The following is a 19,607-nucleotide window of genomic DNA, read 5'->3' as shown; positions in this document are numbered from 1 at the left end:
CCTGAATGTCGCTAATTCTTCGCGGATATGTCGTGTTATACTTTGCTCCGAGTTTACATAATTCAGGCTCACCGCTGTATCAACCAGCGTTACTACATAAACACTGAACGGATTAATTATGATTGTTAGAAAATTAAGATTGAAACGAGGTTGGTCACAAGAGCATTTAGCAGAATTAACGGGTGTTAGCACTCGTACCATTCAGCGCATTGAACGCGGCCAAACTCCCAGTCTGGAAACTAAGAATGCATTAGCCGCTGTGTTTGAGGTTGATATAGCAACGTTTGACCGACCCACCAAGGTGGAATCCACAGGAGAGCCCGAAATGAACCAAACACACAATACCAATACAAGTACTGATACAGAACAAACTGCTAAACCTGTTATTGAACAAGTCAGTGCAGAAGAAGCTGAAGCCATGGAGTACGCCAAAGGCATTAAGGAGTTTTATACTCACTTATTGTTTTTTGTCATATTCAGTGGTGTATTCATTATCAGCGGACAATGGGAAAAGATGATCATCGCATGGGGAGGCTGGGCGTTAGGACTCATCATTCACGGCTTGGTCGCTTTTGAGGTGGTCAATATCTTTAGTACCAACTTAGAGAAACGAATCATAGAGAAACGTCTTAAGAAAAAGTTGTAATCCGCAATGACATTGAGCAGACTCATAAGTCTGCTCAATTGTTAAAAGAAGTCCCTGATGGATTGGGTTTTTAGCTTCATCATTCTAGTCGTAGCCTTATTCCTGATAGGCTTCGCTTTCATAGCATTTATCAAGCCTGCACCTGCAAAGCACTTATTGCGACAGTTCGCCTCATCCTCCCAAGCTCATTACAGCGAGCAACTGATTCGAATCACTTTTGGATTATCCCTGATTCTTTACTCGCCACAGATGTTTTACAGCGAAGTCTTTTTCTACTTCGGTTGGTTGCTGGTGGTTACCAGTATGGGGTTGTTGTGTACTCCCTGGTGGTGGCATAAAAAAGTCGCTGACAAAGTTATTCCCTGGGTGATTCGGTTGCTCCGGGTTTATGCGATCGGGTGTTTAATGCTGGGTAGTATTTTGGTTTATGGGGTATTGGGGTGAACGGTGCGTCACGACGCACCCTACCTTCTAGCCCCAAAGCTCAATTAAAAAATAAAAGAGCAGATTCCCTAAAGGGATTCCTTTCAGTCGCCTGAATCCAGTTCAGGATGACATAACTCAACTTACAATTACTAATGATACGAACCTAATACTCTACTCTTGCATCAACGCAACCGGGGATGTGTTTCAGACTGAACACTAAAGCATCAACGGGTTGCACGCACCAACCTTCGCTCATGACGAAGTCACCTGCGACCTGAGCCTGTTGATATTGAAAGTTGATGACCACTGGGCAGGCGCCATCCCGGTTGTGACTGATTTTTTCTTCCAGTTCAACCAAGGTATCTGGGCCAATGATGGAGTCGGATATGGTGATGACGATTTTTTTGCAATATTGTTCACGCGCTTGTTCGAATGACATAACGCTATTGGCGCTTACGCTGGTGCCGCCAGAATAATCATCGTGACGCGCTTCGCCATCAACCACAATGACGTTGTCGCGACTCAGTAGATGACGGTAAGTTTCGAAGGTTTCGGCGTAGACAGTGACATCACAACGGCCAGATTTATCATCCAGCGTCAGAATCGCCATTTTATCGCCGCGCTTAGTATTCATAACGCGCATGCCGACAATTAAGCCCACTACTCTTGCCGAATTGCCGCGCCCGGTTGGTTGCAGGTCACGCAGTCGGGTGATGCTCATCTGTTTGATTTCTGGTATATAGCGATCGATTGGGTGGCCCGTCAGGTACAATCCCAATGTTTCTTTTTCACCTTGCAGAACCTGTTCGTCAGTCCACGGCTTAACACGGATGTATTGATGTTGTTCGGTGGCGGTTGTTGCGACCACACTACCAAACAAATCATCCTGCCCCGCGGCCTGACTTTTATTGAACTGCTCAGCAGCTTTTACCGCCTCATCGAGCGAAGCCATTAAAGTTGCACGATTCGGGCCAATCCGATCCATGGCACCCGCACGAATCAAGGCTTCTAAAGTACGGCGGTTGGCTTTTTTCAGGTCAACGCGACTACAAAAATCGAACAGGTCTTTATAGGGGCCATTAGCCTCACGTTCTTTGACGATGCTTTCGATAGCACCTTCACCAACCCCTTTAATGGCGCCTATTCCATAGACAATGCGCCCTTCCTCATCAACCGAGAAGCGGTACTGGCCTTTGTTCACATCTGGCGGTGTAATGGTTAATCCGCTGTTTTGCGCATCTTCCACATAAGTCACCACCTTATCGGTGTTATCCATATCGGAGGACATTACCGCAGCCATAAAGGCTGCCGGATGATGCGTTTTCAGCCAAGCGGTTTGATAGGCAACCAGAGCATAGGCAGCCGAATGCGACTTATTGAAACCGTAGCCGGCAAACTTTTCCACCAGGTCGAAAATCTTCATGGCCAGATCGCCATCAACCCCATTCTTGATCGCGCCTTCCTTGAAGATACTACGCTGCTTCTCCATCTCTTCTGGTTTTTTCTTGCCCATGGCACGACGCAAAATATCCGCACCGCCAAGCGTATAGCCAGCCAACACCTGAGCAATCTGCATCACCTGCTCCTGATAGAGAATGATGCCGTAGGTTGGCTCCAGAATTTCTTTCAAGGACTCATGCTGGTAGTGTGGGTCGGGATAGGAAACGATCTCGCGACCATGCTTACGATTAATAAAGTTATCTACCATGCCGGACTGCAATGGCCCCGGACGGAACAATGCCACCAATGCGATGATGTCTTCGAAGCGGTTCGGCTTAAGTCGCTTAATCAGATCCTTCATACCGCGAGATTCGAGCTGGAAGACAGCTGTGGTGTCAGCACGTTGCAACAGGTCAAATACCGCAGGATCTTCGGTATCAATGGTTGCGATATCAATCGGCTCTTCGCCTTTCTTAGCTATAATCGCGTTTGCCGTTTCCAGTGCCCAGTCAATAATGGTCAGGGTTCTTAGACCCAGGAAGTCAAACTTAACCAGACCGGCACTTTCAACATCGTCTTTATCAAACTGGGTAACAATATTATGGCCAGTTTCGTCACAATAGAGAGGCGCAAATTCTTCCAGATCATTCGGTGCAATCACCACACCACCGGCGTGTTTGCCGGCATTTCGGGTAACCCCTTCCAGCTTACGCGCCAGATCCCACATCTCACGAACGTCTTCGTCTTCCTCGTATAAGCGTGGTAATTCTGGCTCCTGTTCAAAAGCCTTTTCCAGCGTCATGCCAACTTCGAAAGGAATCAGTTTGGCCAGCTTATCGACAAAGCCATAGGGATGACTAAGCACACGGCCCACATCGCGAATCACCGCCTTGGCGGCCATGGTGCCGAAAGTAATAATCTGCGACACACTATTACGGCCGTAACGCTCTGCCACATAGTCGATGACTCTATCACGACCTTCCATACAGAAGTCGACGTCAAAGTCAGGCATCGAAACACGTTCAGGGTTCAGGAACCTCTCGAAAAGCAGGTCGTACTCCAGCGGGTCAAGATCGGTAATTTTCATGGCGTATGCCACCAAAGAACCAGCACCGGAACCACGGCCCGGTCCCACTGGCACACCATTATTTTTCGACCATTGAATGAAATCTGCAACGATCAGGAAGTAGCCCGGGAAACCCATCTGATTGATAACGTCCAGCTCAATCTGCAGACGCTCATCATATTCTTTGCGGATTTCAGCAAAGTTCTCAGCACTGCGGTCATACAATTGATCGAGCCGTTCTTCGAGGCCATCTTTCGAGACTTTCTCAAAGTATTGCTCAATGGTCATGCCCTCTGGAATGGGGAATTCCGGCAGGAAGTATTCACCAAGGCGCATATCCAGGTTACAACGTTTAGCGATCTCTACGCTGTTTTCCAGTGCTTCAGGAATATCCTGAAACAGCTCGACCATTTCGGCTTCACTACGCAAGTACTGCTGTTCACTGTAGTCGCGCGGACGTCGTGGATCGGCCAGCACACGCCCCTGATTAATGCAGACCCTTGCCTCATGCGCATCAAAGTCTTCTTTATGCAGGAAGCGCACATCATTGGTCGCTACTACCGGTGTGCTGGCACCCTGCGCCAGGCCAATTACCTGATGGATATACTCGTTTTCCTGTGGGCGGCCCGTGCGCTGGAGCTCAAGATAAAATCTGTCTTTAAAATGATGATTCCAGAAACCCAGATTCGACGCCGCCTGATCCATATTACCGGCCAACAAGGCCTTGCCCACATCACCCTGGCGTCCTCCGGATAGAATGATCAAACCTTCAGCGTACTCAGGTAGCCATTCTTTTTTTGCTAACGGTAAACCGCGATGCTGGTTTTTAAGGTAGGCGCGAGAAATAAGATACTTGAGATTGAGGTAACCGGTATTGTTCATGCACAGAGCTGTTACACGAAAATAGTCGTCCTCATCGCTCGGATTCTGGACTAATAAGTCAGCACCTGCTATCGGTTTAATGCCTGCGGATACTGACTGAGAATAGAATTTGACCAGGCCACACATGTTCATCTGATCAGTCATGGCGATTGCCGGAATATTGTGTTCCTTGCAATGCGCAATCAGCGGCTTAACCCTCACGACACTATCCACCATAGAGTATTCGGTATGCATTTTGAGGTGAATAAAGCGTGGCGTCATAGTCTTCTGTCTGTTAGCTCTTGTGGTTCTGGCTGGTTAGGTATCGTTATAATCTGACTTATTATAAAAGCCAGCCAAATTGTTTCCAGTGTTTTAATGGTTTTGATAATTTTAATTATAATTTCAATAAGTTAGCGTTCAATCACTAAAACTCTAGCATTCGCTGTACTGGTGCATAGGAACGGCGATGAATCGGCGTGATTCCCAACTTCAAGATAGCATCGCGATGCTGCTGAGTCGGGTAGCCTTTGTGTTTCGCAAAGCCATAGCCCGGATAAGCCTGCTCCATTTCAACCATTTCATTGTCACGTGCCACTTTGGCCAAAATTGAGGCAGCACTAATCGCAGGCTCTTTGCTGTCGCCTTTGATGATGGCCTCCATACGACAATCCAGTTCAGGGCAATGATTACCATCAATCAGAGCCAACTCAGGCGAATGGCTTAAGGTTTCAACCGCACGCTTCATGGCCAGCAGGCTGGCCTGCAAAATATTGATGCGGTCAATTTCTTCGACTTCAGCCCGCGCTATCGACCAGGCCAGAGCTTTTTCCTTGATCTCGAGAGACAGGGCCTCACGGCGCTTTTCGGTCAGCTTTTTAGAGTCAGCCAGTCCGGCAATTGGATTTGCTGGATCAAGAATCACTGCAGCCGCAACCACTGGCCCTGCCAGTGGGCCGCGCCCGACTTCATCCACACCTGCAATTAATATTGTTTGTTCCATGAGATTTTCTTTTATATTCAAAATAGGCTGTTAGCGTGCATTGTCCAGCCACCACTGGGTAATGGAATTGGCTGCATAGACATCGGCATTCTTGCGTAGCTTATCATGCCACTGATCAAATACCGCTTTTGTTTCTTGCCAACGTTGACCATCGTCTTCAAGCCAGGCACGAACTTCGGCAAAAATATTATCTGGTGTGCACTCGTCCTGAATCAGCTCAGGTATCAATGGCTTGTTAGCCAACAGATTGGGGATGGCAAAGGTATCAATAATCAGTAACCGTTTAAAAATCTGGTAACTGAATCCACCAACCTTATAGGCCACTACAGTTGGGCGTTTAATCAGCATGGCTTCAAGAGTTGCCGTACCGGAAGCCATTACCAATAAGTCACTGGCGGCCATGCAGTCTCTTGATTGACCGTCGACTAACTGTATATCAGGCACGTCGGTTGTTTCTTGTAACAAAGCTTCAAACTGCTGACGACGAGCCTGATTCGCCATCGGCGCTATGAATCTTGTTTCGGGATAAAAATTGTGAATCAATTTAGCCGTTTCGATAAAGTCCTGCCCCAAAAACTTCATTTCTGAGCCACGGCTACCGGGCATGATACAGATAATACGCTTATCATCCACATCTGACAGTCCTAAACGTTGTCTAGCCTCTAACTTATCCATTTCCATTGGGATCTGATCCGCTAGCGGATGACCGACACAGAAGTTATCAATCGCGTGACGCTGGTAAATGTCCTGTTCAAAAGGGAATAGACACAGCATCAGATCGGTGGCTTTGCGGATTTTAAAGATACGTTTTGGCCGCCAGGCCCAGACTGATGGGCTGACATAATGGATGGTTTTAATACCTTTTGCTTTGAGCTTCTTTTCCAGACCAATATTGAACTCAGGAGCATCTATGCCAATAAACATATCAGGTGATGACTCAACCCAACGCTTGGCAAGCTCGCGGCGCATTTTTAATAATTCTGGAAGACGTTTCAGGATCGGCACAATGCCCATCACCGCTAAAGATTCCATGGGATAAAGGCTTTTGCAGCCTTCAGCCTGCATCAAATCACCAGCAATGCCTTCAAATTCGGCATTAGGAAAATGCTTTTTTAGCTCTTTGATTAAACCGGCACCTAAAATATCACCGGAGGACTCCCCGGCGATAATAGCAATTTTGGTCACTGATTCTGCTACGGTATTGTCAGCAAAAGGCGATGTCTGCATCGCTATACCCCTTTATTCTTTTGTACTTAAGATTGTAAGCAGATCGGGCGTTTGCGACAGTCTGTCTATCAGCGATAAATCGCTTAGCGCAAAATACCTCGGTTCGCATTCTGCAAAAATTCTATCATTTGTTGCACATGCGGATCGGAACTTTCCGACATTTCAGCAATGGCTTCTTCGGTTTTCAGTGACTTACGATAAATGGTTCTATAGGCACGCTTGAGCTCACTAATACTTTCTGAAGAAAAGCCGCGACGCTTTAAACCTTCAGAGTTGAGTCCATAAGGGGCGTTTTCAGCAACTAATACAAAAGGTGGAATATCTTTACTGATAGCACAGTCCATGCCAATAAAGGCATGGGCGCCAATCTTGCAGAACTGATGAATTTTGGCAAAGCCGGAAAGAATCACATGATCACCAACATGAACATGACCAGCCAGAGTCGCATTATTGGACATGATGATATTGTCCCCCAATACGCAGTCATGCGCTATATGGGTATAGGCCATGAACCAGCCATTATTGCCGATACGTGTTTCAGAGCTGTCCTGCACCGTGCCACGATGCACCGTACAGCACTCACGAAATACGTTGCCATCACCAATGATAGTGCGAGTGGGCTCGCCCGCATACTTTTTATCCTGATTTTCTTCACCGATTGAAGAAAACTGGAAAAAGCGGTTATTTTTTCCGATGGTGGTATAGCTACCGATCACGACGTGAGGACCTACTACAGTCCCAGAGTCGATGGAAACCTCTTTACCGACAATCGAATATGGGCCAATTTCTACGTCGTCAGCAATATTTGCTGATGGGTCAATAATGGCGGTTGGATGGATCACACAATATCCTTCTTTGCACACATGAGTTCGGCGGAACAAACTACTTTGCCGTCAACGGTAGCAACAGCAGAAAACTTCCACATATCGCGTTTACGCTTCAAGACAGTCACTTCCATCACCACCTGGTCGCCTGGCTCCACAGGTTTCTTGAAACGAGCATCATCAATACCAACAAAATAGAATAATGAATCATCAGTTGGCAAAGCTTCAGTAGTTTTAAATGCCAAAATACCACTGGCCTGCGCCATGGCTTCAAGCATCAAAACTCCTGGAAAAACAGGGCGGTGCGGGAAATGTCCCGGAAAGAATGGCTCATTAACAGTCACATTCTTAATGGCTTTCAAATACTCCCCTTTTTTAAAGTCGACCACTCGATCAACCAATAAAAATGGATAGCGATGAGGCAGGTGCTTCATAACCTCATAGATATCCATTGAATTCATTTCTGTTACGTTATTCTCGCTCATCATTATCTTCTCTTGAGTCTTTTAGCTGACCTAATTCTTTTTCCAGCTGTTTTAGTTTACGCCACATTTCATCCAGTTGTCTGAAACGAACAGCGCTTTTATGCCATTCCTTATTGGTCTGGAATGTTGTACCCGAAGAGTAAGCTCCAGGCTCAGTAATCGATTTATTAACAAAAGTCGTTGCTGTGATATGTGCTTTATCACAGACCTTAAGATGACCAATTATACTCACTCTGCCAGCTATTGTGCAGTGCTTTCCGATTGTTGTGCTACCTGCAATCGCAGTACAGCCTGCAATAGCCGTATAATCACCAATCACCACATTGTGCGCAATATGGATATGATTATCGAGCTTTACGCCTGTACCAATAATCGTATTTTCTAGCGCGCCCCGGTCAATCGCTGTATGCGCACCGATTTCTACTGAGTCGCCTATGATAACACTGCCTACTTGTGGGATCTTAACCCACTCACCTCTATCGTTTGCGTAACCGAAGCCATCCGAGCCAATCACTACATTGGCGTGGATAATACAGTTTTTGCCGATTTCAACCGAATGATAAATAACCGTGTTAGGATAAATGAGGGTATTGGCGCCAATCTTCGCATTCTCGCCAATCACAACTCCGGCTCCAATAATGGCACTATCACCAATCACTGCACCATCCTTAATCACTGCATTAGCATCAACCGTTACATCTGAACCAAGTCGAGCAGAGCCTGCAATGGTGGCGCTTGAAGAAATACCTTTAGGTGGTCTGGGAGTTGTATCAAATATCTGAGCAACCTTTGCATAGCCCAGATAAGGATCTTTCATCACCAACAGGTTGCCGCTTAACTGTTCGGCAATCGCTGAATTGACGATTAGAGCTGACGCCTTACTGGTTTCGACATGGCTAAGATATTTCTTGTCGCTGATAAAGCTAAGCTCACCTTTTTGCGCCTTATTTAACGGCGAAACCGCAGTTATCACTAACTGCGGTTCTCCTCTAAGCTCAGCGCCAATATGCTCAGCAATGTCTTGAAGTGTTTTTTGCAAACCTTTGTTTACCTGAATAGACCTTTATTAGAAATAATACTACTCACTTATCAACAGGTTGCAATATTTTTAAGCCTTAAATAGCTTATTTTGACAACTCAGCTAATACTTGGTCTGTAACATCTGGTACAGAAGCATCAATGTAAGGCGCAGACTGACGATCCAATAGGATATTAAAACCACCTTTTTTCGCTACTGCTTCAACAGCCGTACGAATCTGATTGCCAAGCTTAATCTGCTCTTCACGACTACGCTTTTCAACGTCTTCTTTAAAAGCCGCTTCCTTTAACTGGAAGTCAGACATTTTTTGTTGAATTGCACGTTTTTTCTCTGTTGCCTGTGACTCTGACATAGTCGCAACATTGTTAATATACTCAGTTCTTGCGGTTTCAATCTCTTCACCTAGACGCTTCAATTCATTTTCACGACCAGAGAACTCTTTCTTTAATTTTTGATTGATTGCATCTTTTTGTGGGACTTTTGCCATAACTTCACCAAAATTAATGATGCCAATTTTTGTTTCTGCGTTTGCCATTAATGGCATACTTGCTACAACAAATAAAAATACTGCTAATAACTTTTTCAAAATGTTTCTCCGATAACTTGCAATAAATAATTAATTAAAATGTACGACCAATTGAGAAAGTGAAAGTTTCCGTGTCATCATAAGGCTCGCTTTTCAATGGTCTTGACAGACTGAATTGTAATGGCCCCATGGCAGAGTACCACTGCAATGAGATGCCATACGATGCTCTATAATCTTTGTAGTCACTATAGTCAGGAACAAAGGATAAAATACTATTAGGCTCAACATTTAACCCTTCAAATCGCTCCGCGTCAAATTTGGTATCCCAAACATTCCCGACATCTACGAAGAAACTGGTTCTCACATTTGAGGTATCCTCAATAAATGGAGTTGGGAAAATCAATTCAAATGAGTTCAGGAATCGAGCATTCCCCCCCACAGAATATCGACCAATATATATACTGTCATACTCATTAGGCAGAATGACTGTGGTGCTGCCACCGCCCGGTATAGGGCTTGGCACACTTTGCGTCGTTCTTACTCTTTGAATATCTCTAGGACCAATAGTATTAGTTTCGAACCCTCTCAAAGAGGAACTACCACCACCATAGAAGTTTTGGAAATACGGTAAATCTTCAGTATCACCATAACCATCACCAAACGCCAGACCGCCTCTAACGGAGAAGATCCACCCATTATCCGAAATAGGGAAGTAATAATCGTAGTCGTAGGTGGCTTTGTAAAACTCGAGGTCACCAATAGCGGTGCCCACATCTAAACCGTAACGATGACGAGTACCTTTGGATGGGAAAATGGCACGATTCAACGAATTGATGCTGTAACCAAAGTTTACTGAAAAAATATCAAACTCAACTTCTGAATCAACAGTCGCATCGTAGCCTAACAAATCAAAGAAATCGATGACTCGTTGAGAGTTAGTAATTGGTGAAGTCAGCTCATTTTGGGAGGCGTTAAAACCAACGTTAAAAGTAGAATACTCGCCTGTTGGGATATAGAGCGTTGAACCAAACCCTAAAGTATCTAAACTTTGAGCGATAAGATTTAACTTACCGTAATCTGTTTCACTGTAAACAATATTAGACGAAAGACCGACACCATCTTGAGTAAAATAATTATCCGTGTAATTCAAGCGAACGCTTTTAATGGCTTTATTCGTGTTTAGCGCTAAACCAACAGAATTACCAGTCCCCATAAAGTTGCTGTGAGATAACTCGCCATTGATGGTCATACCGTAAAAATCATTGTAGCCCAGGCCACCACTAATCTGCGCTGCGCTACGTTCTTTCACGGAAAACATCACATCAGCTCTGTCAGTAGTTCCTTCTTTTTTTACAGTATCTACCTTAACTTCTTCAATGTAAGGTAGCCTCTGCAAACGAATTTTTGATCGCTCGACTAACGTTGAAGACAGCGAACCACCTTCCTGCAAACGAACCTCTCTACGCAAGACATTTTCATCTGTTGAAGTATTGCCCTCGAAATTAATACGATCAACATAATGTCTTTCACCTGGCTCCACTAGAACAATTAGCTTTGCCTCAGGAGTATCCTTTGATATTTCTGGAATGGTTCTAACCTGAGCAAAGGCATAACCATAAATACCCAGGAACTGCTTAATCTGCTCTTCGGCAAAAGTCATTGCGGCAGCAGAATAAGTATCACCTTCTTTCAAGGGGATCATGCGCTTAATGGTGTCAACTTCGAAATTAAAGTCGCCAATCACATCAATCCCAGAAACGGTATAAACCTCACCCTCATCAACTACCATGGTGATATAAATATCTTCTTCGTTATTGGCTAATGAAATTTCGGTAGAGGTTATTTTAAATTCAAGATAACCACGGTCTTTATAATATGAAGTAAGAGTTTCCAGATCTTTTTCAAGAGTGACGCTGTTATATTTATTGTCGTCGGTTATAAAGGTGAATAAACCACCTGTGGTTAACTCAAACTGTGACAGCAACTTATCATCTGGGAATATATCGTTACCAACGATATTGAACTCTTTAATTTTTGCCGAACCACCTTCATTGATAGTGATATGAAGCTGTACTCTGTTACGGGACAACTCAGCAAGCTTTTTCTCTACACTGATGTGGTAGTGACCGTTAGAGTAATATTGATTTGCAATCTCTTGTTCAATTTTTTCAAGAACAAAACTATTGAGAACTTCACCTTTTGAAATTCCTGCACCTTCCATACCTTCTAGCAACTGTTCAGTTTTAAGAACCTTGTTACCTTTAAGAATGATGTCAGTAATAACGGGGCGCTCAACGACGGTAATCTTCAGCGTATTGCCTTGTTTTTCCAGCTTTACGAACTCAAAGTTACCCGTTTGGTGGATAGCACGAATAATGCCAGGTGCTCGCGCATCATCAATCGTTTCGCCAACACGAATCGGAAGCTCGGTAAAAAATGAACCAAGCTCTACACGTTGTAATCCCTCTACCTGGATATCTTCTACAACGAAAGGCTCGATTGCGCCTGCTTTGGAAAAAAGTGCAGATAATACTAAAGCCGTAACTGTTTTTGTTATCAAACGCATTAATTGTTCTCTATTGGTTTATTCGGGTTATATCGAAAAATAGCGCAATCGCCATGATTGTCAGCACTAGTATGATGCCAACTCTCATACCAAGTTCCATAATTTTTTCAGAGACAGGCTTGCCACGAACAAGTTCGACAAGATAGTACATTAAATGACCACCGTCCAGCATTGGGATTGGCAGCAGGTTCACGAAGCCTAAATTGACGCTTATCATAGCGAGATAAAGCAAGAATGCAACCATTCCGGCCTGTGCAGTCTGGCCTGCTCCTTGGGCAATTCCAACTGGACCACCCAGGTTTTTGATCGATAATTTCCCTGTTATTAGTTTGCCCAGGAAACTACCAATACGCTCAACCATCACCCATGTCTGCTCAGCGCCTTTACCGATTGACTCGAAAAAGCCATAGTTGATGACGTTATAGCCTTTAAAAGCAGGACTGATTCCAACAAAGCCAATATTAGGATCTCGCTCATTAGGCTTTGGAGTGACCGTTAATTGTTGCTCAACACTATTTCTTAGCACTACTAGCTGTATGGGCTTATTGGGGTTATTCTCAATAAACTCTACCAGCTCGCTCCACAAGCTAATTGTTTGCCCATTTACCGATAAGATCAGATCCTGTGCTTTTAATCCACCTTTATCCGCCGGTAATTTTTTAACTACACTACCTAATCTGGGCTCCCCATCAACTGGCCCAAAATCGAGCCCCAAACTGTCAAAAATAGTTCCTTCATCCGGCTCCTGCCATTGACTAACATCTAAAACAACTGTTGTTCGCTCCTGATTAAGCGGCTTCACCTCGACCTCTATGGTTTTGTCATCATCAATATGATCGACAAAAGCAAAGACCGCATCTTCGAGGCTTTTTACGGGAACACCATCCACTGCCAAAATTTCACTGTTTTCTGGAAAATTGGCCTGCGATGCTACGGTATTTGGAAGAACATCCGTAACAAATGGCTTACCGACCGCAATGCCCATCATATAAACCGCTGCATAAACCAATATGGCCAATAAGAAGTTGGCCATTGGCCCAGCTAAAACAATCAAGATTCGTTTCCAGACTGGCTGGCGGTTAAATGCGTAAGGTAGGTCTTCTTCGGCAACATCGCCCTCACGCTCGTCAACAAATCGCACATAACCGCCTAATGGTATAGGAGCTATAACAAATTCAGTGCCCTGCTTGTTAGTTCGCCCCCAGATAGGCTTACCAAAACCGACTGAGAACCTGAGCGCTTTTACGCCAAGCTTCTTAGCAACCCAGTAGTGTCCCCACTCATGAAAAGTGACCAGAACCCCAAGCAGGATCAATAAGCCAAAAATACTGTAAAAAAAATCGGTCATCAGTTAATCATTCTCAGTTTTTTGCCCATCATTATGAGCATATTAATTAGCAGCCAATCCATCGACGATAGAGTGCGCACGGTCTCTGGCTTGCTTATCAGCTTCCAGTACTGAATTTAAATCAATCACATCAGCATACGCAGTCTCGGTTAATGTTTGCTGAATCACCGAAGCAATCTGATCAAAGTTTATCTTTTCATCCAGAAATGCCGCGACAGCTACTTCATTCGCAGCATTGAGCCTTGCCGGTGTATTGCCGCCCTGCTCCATCGCTTCCTTTGCCAGCTTCAGACAGGGATAACGTTCATAGCTTGGCTGTTCAAAGGTTAACTGGCTAATCTGCATAAAATCTAATGGCTCAACGCCTGCGCTGATTCTTTCTGGAAAAGCCAGCGCATGAGCAATTGGCGTGCGCATATCAGGATTGCCCATCTGTGCCAATACAGAGCCATCCAGGTAGCGCACCATCGAATGAATGATACTCTGCGGGTGCAGCACCACCTCAACCTGCTCAGGATGGACATCAAACAACCAGCAGGCTTCAATCAGCTCAAGCCCTTTGTTCATCATGGTTGCAGAATCAACGGAAATCTTTCGCCCCATAACCCAGTTAGGATGTGCGCAAGCCTCATCTGGGCTAATCATAGGAAATTCTGCCAGCGGTTTCTTCAGGAAAGGACCACCAGAGCCAGTCAAAACGATATTATGAATACCGCAGGATTGGATACCCTGAGCCACGAAATGTTCCGGCAGACATTGGAAAATAGCATTGTGCTCGCTATCAATTGGCAGCAAGGTCGCACCGCTATCTTTAACGGCCTGCATAAAAATCGCTCCGGACATTACCAGCGCTTCTTTATTGGCCAACAATACTTTTTTACCAGCCTTGACTGCTGACAGCGTCGGTAACAGACCTGCCGCACCAACGATTGCAGCCATTACCGTATCAACAGTTTCATGAGCCGCAACCCAGGCCAGCTGCTCGTCGCCTACCAGCACCTTGGTGTCAATAGCCTGCTCACTCAGTCGCTTCTGCAAGGTGGCGGCATGCTCAACATCGGGCAGCACTGCATATTCAGGCGAAAACTCCTCACACTGCTTAAAAAGCAAATCAATGTTCTGATTAGCTGTCAGAGCAAACACATGATAGCGCTCCGGATGACGTCTAATAACATCCAGCGTATTGGTACCAATTGAGCCGGTCGCGCCGAGGATACAGATGGACTCGCGTTGTACAGTCATAATTACAAACTAAGGCTAAAGCCATGCTCGACAATGAGCAAGGCAACAACAAAGAATGGAGCTACAGACAAGGTGCTGTCGAGTCGGTCCAGCAAGCCACCGTGACCCGGCAAAATCTGACTGCTGTCCTTAATATTGGCTTGACGTTTCAGCATGCTTTCAAATAGATCGCCAATCACTGAAACTACCACCAGAATGACTGCCAGCAAAGCAAACCAAGCCAAAGAAAAGGATAATCCAATAAAGTATGCGGCAAGTGTCGACAATACTGTTGCAGTCACTAAACCGCCAATCGCACCTTCCCAGGTCTTATTCGGGCTAACTACTGGCGCCAATTTATGCTTACCCAAAGTTTTACCAAAGACATAGGCTCCAACATCCGCTCCCCAGATAACAACAAACATCAGCAGTAAGAGCCAGCCACCATAATAATGATTCTGGACAATGTCTGTACTGCGAATCATAACAATCGCCAGCCAGGCACCGACTAAGAAAACCAGACCAAACAAAGCACGTAACCAGGGCCCGCGTAGCCAAACCCGACCCGCCCTGGGATAGAGCAGTATCAGCACAAAAGCCACTATCCAGACCATTACCGACACCATCAACAACTTAAAAGGATGAATTTCAGTCCAGTTAACTGGAATAACCGGGGAATCAAAAAACTCTCGTTGGTTTAACCAATAATAGACGCCACCAAGAGCCAGCAGGACAATCACAATAAATAGCGTTTTGATAAGAACATTGGTTTGTAACAGACGACTCCATTCCCAGGCAATGACACCAAAGATAGGAACCAGAATTAGCGAAAACACTTTCAGGCCTGGGTAAAATAGCAGCGCCATCGCCAACGGCAATAACACTAACGCAGTTATAATTCTTTGTTTCAACATAATTTACCCTGTTACCTGTTCACCGGTTTTGCCAAAGCGTCTTTGCCTTTGTGCATAGTCAGCCAATGCCAACTTCAAATGTTCGCTATCAAAATCAGGCCACAGAGCATCGCTGAAATAGAGCTCGGAATAGGCAGCCTGCCATAATAAAAAATTGCTAATTCTCTTTTCACCACCCGTTCTGATTAACAGATCGGGATCAGGCGCATCGCCAGTGGCCAAATATTGGCTAAGGTTCGCTTCCGTTATTTGCTCATTACTTTTCAGTAACTTCTGGCTAGCCTGTAATATATCCCAGCGCCCACCGTAATTGGCTGCAATATAGAGTGTTAGTCCATCGTTATCAGCAGTTAACGCTTCGGCTTTATCAATGGCTTTCTGTAAGCCCTTGTCAAAACCGGCCTTGTCGCCAATAACCTTCAGTTGGACGTTGTTTTTATGAAGCTTTTTGGACTCATTTTTAAGACTGGTAGCAAAGAGCTCCATCAGGAAGCTGACTTCATCGGCTGGGCGATTCCAGTTTTCGCTACTAAAAGCAAACAAAGTCAGATACTTAACGCCGAGCTCACCACAGATTTCCGCCATTTCGCGGGCTCTTTCCATGCCTGCTTTATGGCCAAATACGCGCTTTTTACCCCGCGCCTGAGCCCAGCGACCATTGCCATCCATAATGATAGCAATATGCTGAGGTAACTTATCTGCTGTAGCTGGTTGGTTACTCGACACCCTGTTCTACCCTAAATTTCAAAGACTTAAATACAAGAACGCCGCGAAGCATAAGCCCACGGCGTTCATGAAATAGCACTGAGGAAATTAAATTTCCATCAATTCTTTTTCTTTCTCCGCCAAAATATCATCAATACGCGCTACCTTGGCATCTGTCAACTTCTGGATAAGATCCTCAGCACGACGCAATTCGTCTTCTGAGATCTCTTTTTCTTTTTCTAATTCTTTCAATGAGTTATTGGCATCACGGCGAATATTACGCACAGCAACTTTAGCATTTTCTGCTTCGCCTTTAACCACTTTGATGAACTCTTTACGACGCTCTTCTGTCAATGGAGGAAGCGTGATGCGAAGAACCTGCCCTGCAACACTAGGCGTTAAACCTAAATCTGATTTCAAAATCGCCTTTTCGGTGGCTTCGATGGCACCCTTGTCGAAAATTTGCAATAGCAGAGTACGGCCTTCCTGAACGCTGATGCTGGCGACCTGACTGATTGGCGTATCGACACCATAATATGGCACCATAATGTGCTCAAGCAAACTAGGGTGAGCACGACCGGTACGAACCTTTGCCAAGTCACTCTTAAATGAGTCAATGGTTTTATCCATACGCTGGTCAGCGTCTTTTTGAATGTCGTTAATCACAGAAAATTCTCCTATTTTGCTTGTTCTTTATTAGCAAGGGCTATTATGCCCAATTTCGGGCTGGGATCAACGGCCGGCGATATTTCCGGACGCCTGGATTATCAGGGATGAATCAAGGTCCCTTCATTATGACCCAAAACCGCTTTTTCCAAAGCTCCTGGTTTGGTCATATCAAATACACGAATATTCTTTTTATGGTCACGGGCCAGGCAGAATGCCGTTAAGTCCATAACCGCAAGTTCTTTGTCCAGTGCTTCTTTATAGCTTAACTGCTCATAGCGCACTGCACTCTTATCTTTAGCGGGATCTGCCGAGTAAACACCATCAACCTTGGTCGCTTTTAAGATTAAATCTGCATCAATCTCAATACCGCGCAAACAGGCTGCAGTATCCGTGGTAAAGAAAGGATTGCCAGTTCCGGCACAGAAGATAACGACACGACCTTTTTCAAGGGAGTTGATGGCACCACGACGAGAAAAGCCCTGGCAAACACCATCGATAGGCATTGCCGATAAAACTTTCGCTGGCTGTCCAACACGCTCGAAAGCATCTTGCAGAGCCAGCGAATTCATTACAGTTGCCAGCATGCCCATGTGATCACCTGTCACACGGTTCATGCCAGCTTCGGATAGCTTCTGGCCACGGTAAATATTTCCGCCGCCAAGAACCACGCCAATTTCGATTCCCTGCTCACTCAACCCTTTAATTTCTTTTGCCATACGCTCCAGAATCGAAGGGTCGATTCCAAACGCCTCCTGCCCCATCAGTGCTTCACCACTTAATTTCAACAAGATTCGTTTGTAAGCCGGGTTTGTCATGCGCGGTTCCTCTTTAACTATCGCGACTATCGAGAACTGTTACTTTAAGCTAAACCTAGCTTACTTTTTGCCCATTTGAGCAGCAACTTCAGAAGCAAAATCTTCTGATTTCTTCTCGATACCTTCACCCACTTCGAAACGAGTGAATGAAACAACTTCAGCGCCTTTAGATTTTACTAAAGCACCAACAGTTGTTGATGGATCTTTAACGAAGTTTTGACCTTCAAGAGTGATTTCACCAACAAATTTCTTGATACGGCCAACCATCATTTTCTCAACGATCTCTTCAGGCTTGCCTTCCATATCAGGTTGAGCTTTGATGATTTCTTTCTCTTTTTCAATAACTTCTGGAGCAACGTCGTCAGCTTTGTTGAACTGTGGGTTGCTTGCTGCAACGTGCATAGCCACGTCTTTAGCCAAGTCTTCGTCACCACCTTTCATTGAAACCATAACACCGATGCGGCCGCCGTGGATGTATGCACCCAGGTTGTCGCCTTCGATTTTAGTTACACGACGTACAGTGATGTTCTCACCAATTTTAGCAACCAGGTTAGCGCGCGCTTCTTCAACAGTCTCGCCTGATTCCAGTGCAGTGCTGTTCAAAGTCTCGATGTCGCCGATACCTTTTTCTAACGCCAGGTCAGCAACTGCGTTAGCGAACTTCAGGAAGTTCTCGTCACGAGCAACGAAGTCAGTTTCTGAGTTGATTTCAACCAAAACACCAACGCCGCCGTTTGATTTTGCCAGGATAACACCTTCAGCAGCGATACGGCCTGCTTTTTTAGCCGCTTTCGCCTGACCTGATTTACGCATGTTATCAATCGCTAACTCGACATCGCCGTCAGCTTCAACTAGAGCTTTTTTACACTCCATCATGCCAGCGCCAGTGCGCTCACGTAATTCTTTAACTAATGCTGCAGTAATAGCCATGATTTCTCTCCGCATATCGTTCGCTGCTTAAATCTTGCAACGAATATCAGTAAATAGTTCAAAAAAGGGGGCATCGCCCCCTTAGAAAAGCATTGTCAGCCCGTTGATTAAGCTTCTTCAGCCTCAACAAACTCGTCGCTTTGATCGGCAGTAGTAGCGCTGCTTTGCTTGCCGTCAAGAACCGCATCAGCAACCGCTGCGCAGTATAAACGAATGGCACGAATCGCATCATCGTTACCAGGAATGATGTAATCAACGCCTTTAGGGCTAGAATTGGTATCAACAACAGCAACAACTGGGATACCCATTTTATTAGCTTCTGCGATAGCAATGTTTTCGTGGTCAGCGTCAATCACGAACAATACGTCAGGCAAACCGCCCATGTTCTTGATACCACCGATAGAAGCTTCCAATTTCTCCATCTCACGACGACGCATCAAAGCTTCTTTCTTAGTCAAACGCTCGAAAGTACCGTCTTCAGACTGTTTTTCTAAGTCTTTCAAACGGTTAATAGAGCCACGAATAGTTTTGTAGTTGGTCAACATACCGCCCAACCAGCGCTTATCAACGAAGAACTGACCACAACGAGTCGCTTCTTCTTTAACAATTTCGCTAGCGGCACGCTTAGTACCAACAAACAGAATTTTACCTTTGTTCGAAGCGACTTTACCTAAGTAATTCAACGCGTCGTTGAACATAGGAACAGTTTCTTCAAGGTTGATGATGTGGATCTTGTTACGCGCACCAAAGATATATGGACGCATTTGAGGGTTCCAGAAACGGGTTTTGTGACCGAAGTGCACGCCCGCCTGTAGCATGTCACGCATACTAACTTTAGACATAATAAATTCTCCGAATTTCGGGTTAAGCCTCCGCAAATCCCATTTCCCGACCCA

Annotated in this window: 18 protein-coding genes; 2 read left to right on the top strand and 16 right to left on the bottom strand. The window is 45.2% G+C overall.

All coding sequences use genetic code 11. The features are described from left to right. The first annotated feature begins 118 nt into the window (after nt 1-118). Together HUJ19_RS06255 and HUJ19_RS06250 are read left to right on the top strand one after the other, a co-directional pair. A complete protein-coding gene (locus HUJ19_RS06255; RefSeq protein WP_290622854.1) occupies nt 119-646 on the top strand; it encodes a helix-turn-helix domain-containing protein in 528 nt (175 codons plus the stop codon). A gap of 57 nt (nt 647-703) precedes the next feature. After that, complete coding sequence (locus tag HUJ19_RS06250; protein ID WP_290622853.1) at nt 704-1,090, top strand: hypothetical protein; 387 nt, start codon at nt 704-706, stop codon at nt 1,088-1,090. 145 nt (nt 1,091-1,235) lie between these two features. On the opposite strand, the gene dnaE is transcribed toward HUJ19_RS06250, so the two are convergent. From dnaE to rpsB, 16 genes are all read right to left on the bottom strand, one after another. Then, nucleotides 1,236-4,721: a DNA polymerase III subunit alpha gene (gene dnaE, locus HUJ19_RS06245; protein WP_290622852.1), complete on the bottom strand. Its 3,486-nt coding sequence runs from the start codon at nt 4,719-4,721 to the stop codon at nt 1,236-1,238. A 145-nt stretch (nt 4,722-4,866) separates the two neighbouring features. After that, on the bottom strand, nt 4,867-5,466 hold the full coding sequence (rnhB, locus tag HUJ19_RS06240; protein ID WP_367273976.1) for a ribonuclease HII: 600 nt from the start codon (nt 5,464-5,466) through the stop codon (nt 4,867-4,869). 6 nt (nt 5,467-5,472) lie between these two features. Beyond that, a complete protein-coding gene (gene lpxB / locus HUJ19_RS06235) occupies nt 5,473-6,669 on the bottom strand; it encodes a lipid-A-disaccharide synthase (RefSeq protein WP_290622850.1) in 1,197 nt (398 codons plus the stop codon). A gap of 83 nt (nt 6,670-6,752) precedes the next feature. Further along, nucleotides 6,753-7,511 (bottom strand): acyl-ACP--UDP-N-acetylglucosamine O-acyltransferase, encoded by a 759-nt coding sequence (lpxA, locus tag HUJ19_RS06230; RefSeq protein WP_290622849.1) that lies wholly within the window; start codon nt 7,509-7,511, stop codon nt 6,753-6,755. Next, nucleotides 7,508-7,978 (bottom strand): 3-hydroxyacyl-ACP dehydratase FabZ, encoded by a 471-nt coding sequence (gene fabZ, locus HUJ19_RS06225; protein WP_290622856.1) that lies wholly within the window; start codon nt 7,976-7,978, stop codon nt 7,508-7,510. The genes lpxA and fabZ overlap by 4 nt, the downstream gene beginning before the upstream one ends. Next, nucleotides 7,965-9,017: a UDP-3-O-(3-hydroxymyristoyl)glucosamine N-acyltransferase gene (lpxD, locus tag HUJ19_RS06220; protein ID WP_290622848.1), complete on the bottom strand. Its 1,053-nt coding sequence runs from the start codon at nt 9,015-9,017 to the stop codon at nt 7,965-7,967. The genes fabZ and lpxD overlap by 14 nt, the downstream gene beginning before the upstream one ends. Before the next feature lie 85 nt (nt 9,018-9,102). Continuing rightward, a complete protein-coding gene (locus HUJ19_RS06215) occupies nt 9,103-9,603 on the bottom strand; it encodes an OmpH family outer membrane protein (RefSeq protein ID WP_290622847.1) in 501 nt (166 codons plus the stop codon). A 34-nt stretch (nt 9,604-9,637) separates the two neighbouring features. Then, nucleotides 9,638-12,109, bottom strand: a complete 2,472-nt coding sequence (gene bamA / locus HUJ19_RS06210; protein ID WP_290622846.1) for an outer membrane protein assembly factor BamA — start codon at nt 12,107-12,109, stop codon at nt 9,638-9,640. 10 nt (nt 12,110-12,119) lie between these two features. Beyond that, nucleotides 12,120-13,457: an RIP metalloprotease RseP gene (rseP, locus tag HUJ19_RS06205; protein ID WP_290622845.1), complete on the bottom strand. Its 1,338-nt coding sequence runs from the start codon at nt 13,455-13,457 to the stop codon at nt 12,120-12,122. 42 nt (nt 13,458-13,499) lie between these two features. Beyond that, complete coding sequence (ispC, locus tag HUJ19_RS06200) at nt 13,500-14,699, bottom strand: 1-deoxy-D-xylulose-5-phosphate reductoisomerase (RefSeq protein ID WP_290622844.1); 1,200 nt, start codon at nt 14,697-14,699, stop codon at nt 13,500-13,502. A gap of 2 nt (nt 14,700-14,701) precedes the next feature. After that, complete coding sequence (locus HUJ19_RS06195; protein ID WP_290622841.1) at nt 14,702-15,592, bottom strand: phosphatidate cytidylyltransferase; 891 nt, start codon at nt 15,590-15,592, stop codon at nt 14,702-14,704. A gap of 3 nt (nt 15,593-15,595) precedes the next feature. Continuing rightward, nucleotides 15,596-16,318: an isoprenyl transferase gene (locus HUJ19_RS06190; RefSeq protein ID WP_290622840.1), complete on the bottom strand. Its 723-nt coding sequence runs from the start codon at nt 16,316-16,318 to the stop codon at nt 15,596-15,598. A gap of 87 nt (nt 16,319-16,405) precedes the next feature. Then, a complete protein-coding gene (gene frr / locus HUJ19_RS06185) occupies nt 16,406-16,963 on the bottom strand; it encodes a ribosome recycling factor (RefSeq protein WP_367273975.1) in 558 nt (185 codons plus the stop codon). Between the two features lie 101 nt (nt 16,964-17,064). Then, nucleotides 17,065-17,781, bottom strand: a complete 717-nt coding sequence (gene pyrH, locus HUJ19_RS06180) for a UMP kinase (protein WP_290622839.1) — start codon at nt 17,779-17,781, stop codon at nt 17,065-17,067. 60 nt (nt 17,782-17,841) lie between these two features. After that, a complete protein-coding gene (gene tsf / locus HUJ19_RS06175; RefSeq protein ID WP_290622838.1) occupies nt 17,842-18,711 on the bottom strand; it encodes a translation elongation factor Ts in 870 nt (289 codons plus the stop codon). A gap of 107 nt (nt 18,712-18,818) precedes the next feature. Beyond that, nucleotides 18,819-19,553 (bottom strand): 30S ribosomal protein S2, encoded by a 735-nt coding sequence (gene rpsB, locus HUJ19_RS06170; protein ID WP_290622837.1) that lies wholly within the window; start codon nt 19,551-19,553, stop codon nt 18,819-18,821. Nucleotides 19,554-19,607 lie beyond the last annotated feature (54 nt).

Origin of the sequence: Kangiella sp. (genome assembly GCF_014762745.1) — a bacterium.
Taxonomy (GTDB): Bacteria; Pseudomonadota; Gammaproteobacteria; order Enterobacterales; family Kangiellaceae; genus Kangiella.
This window is presented reverse-complemented; position numbering and strand designations above follow the sequence as displayed.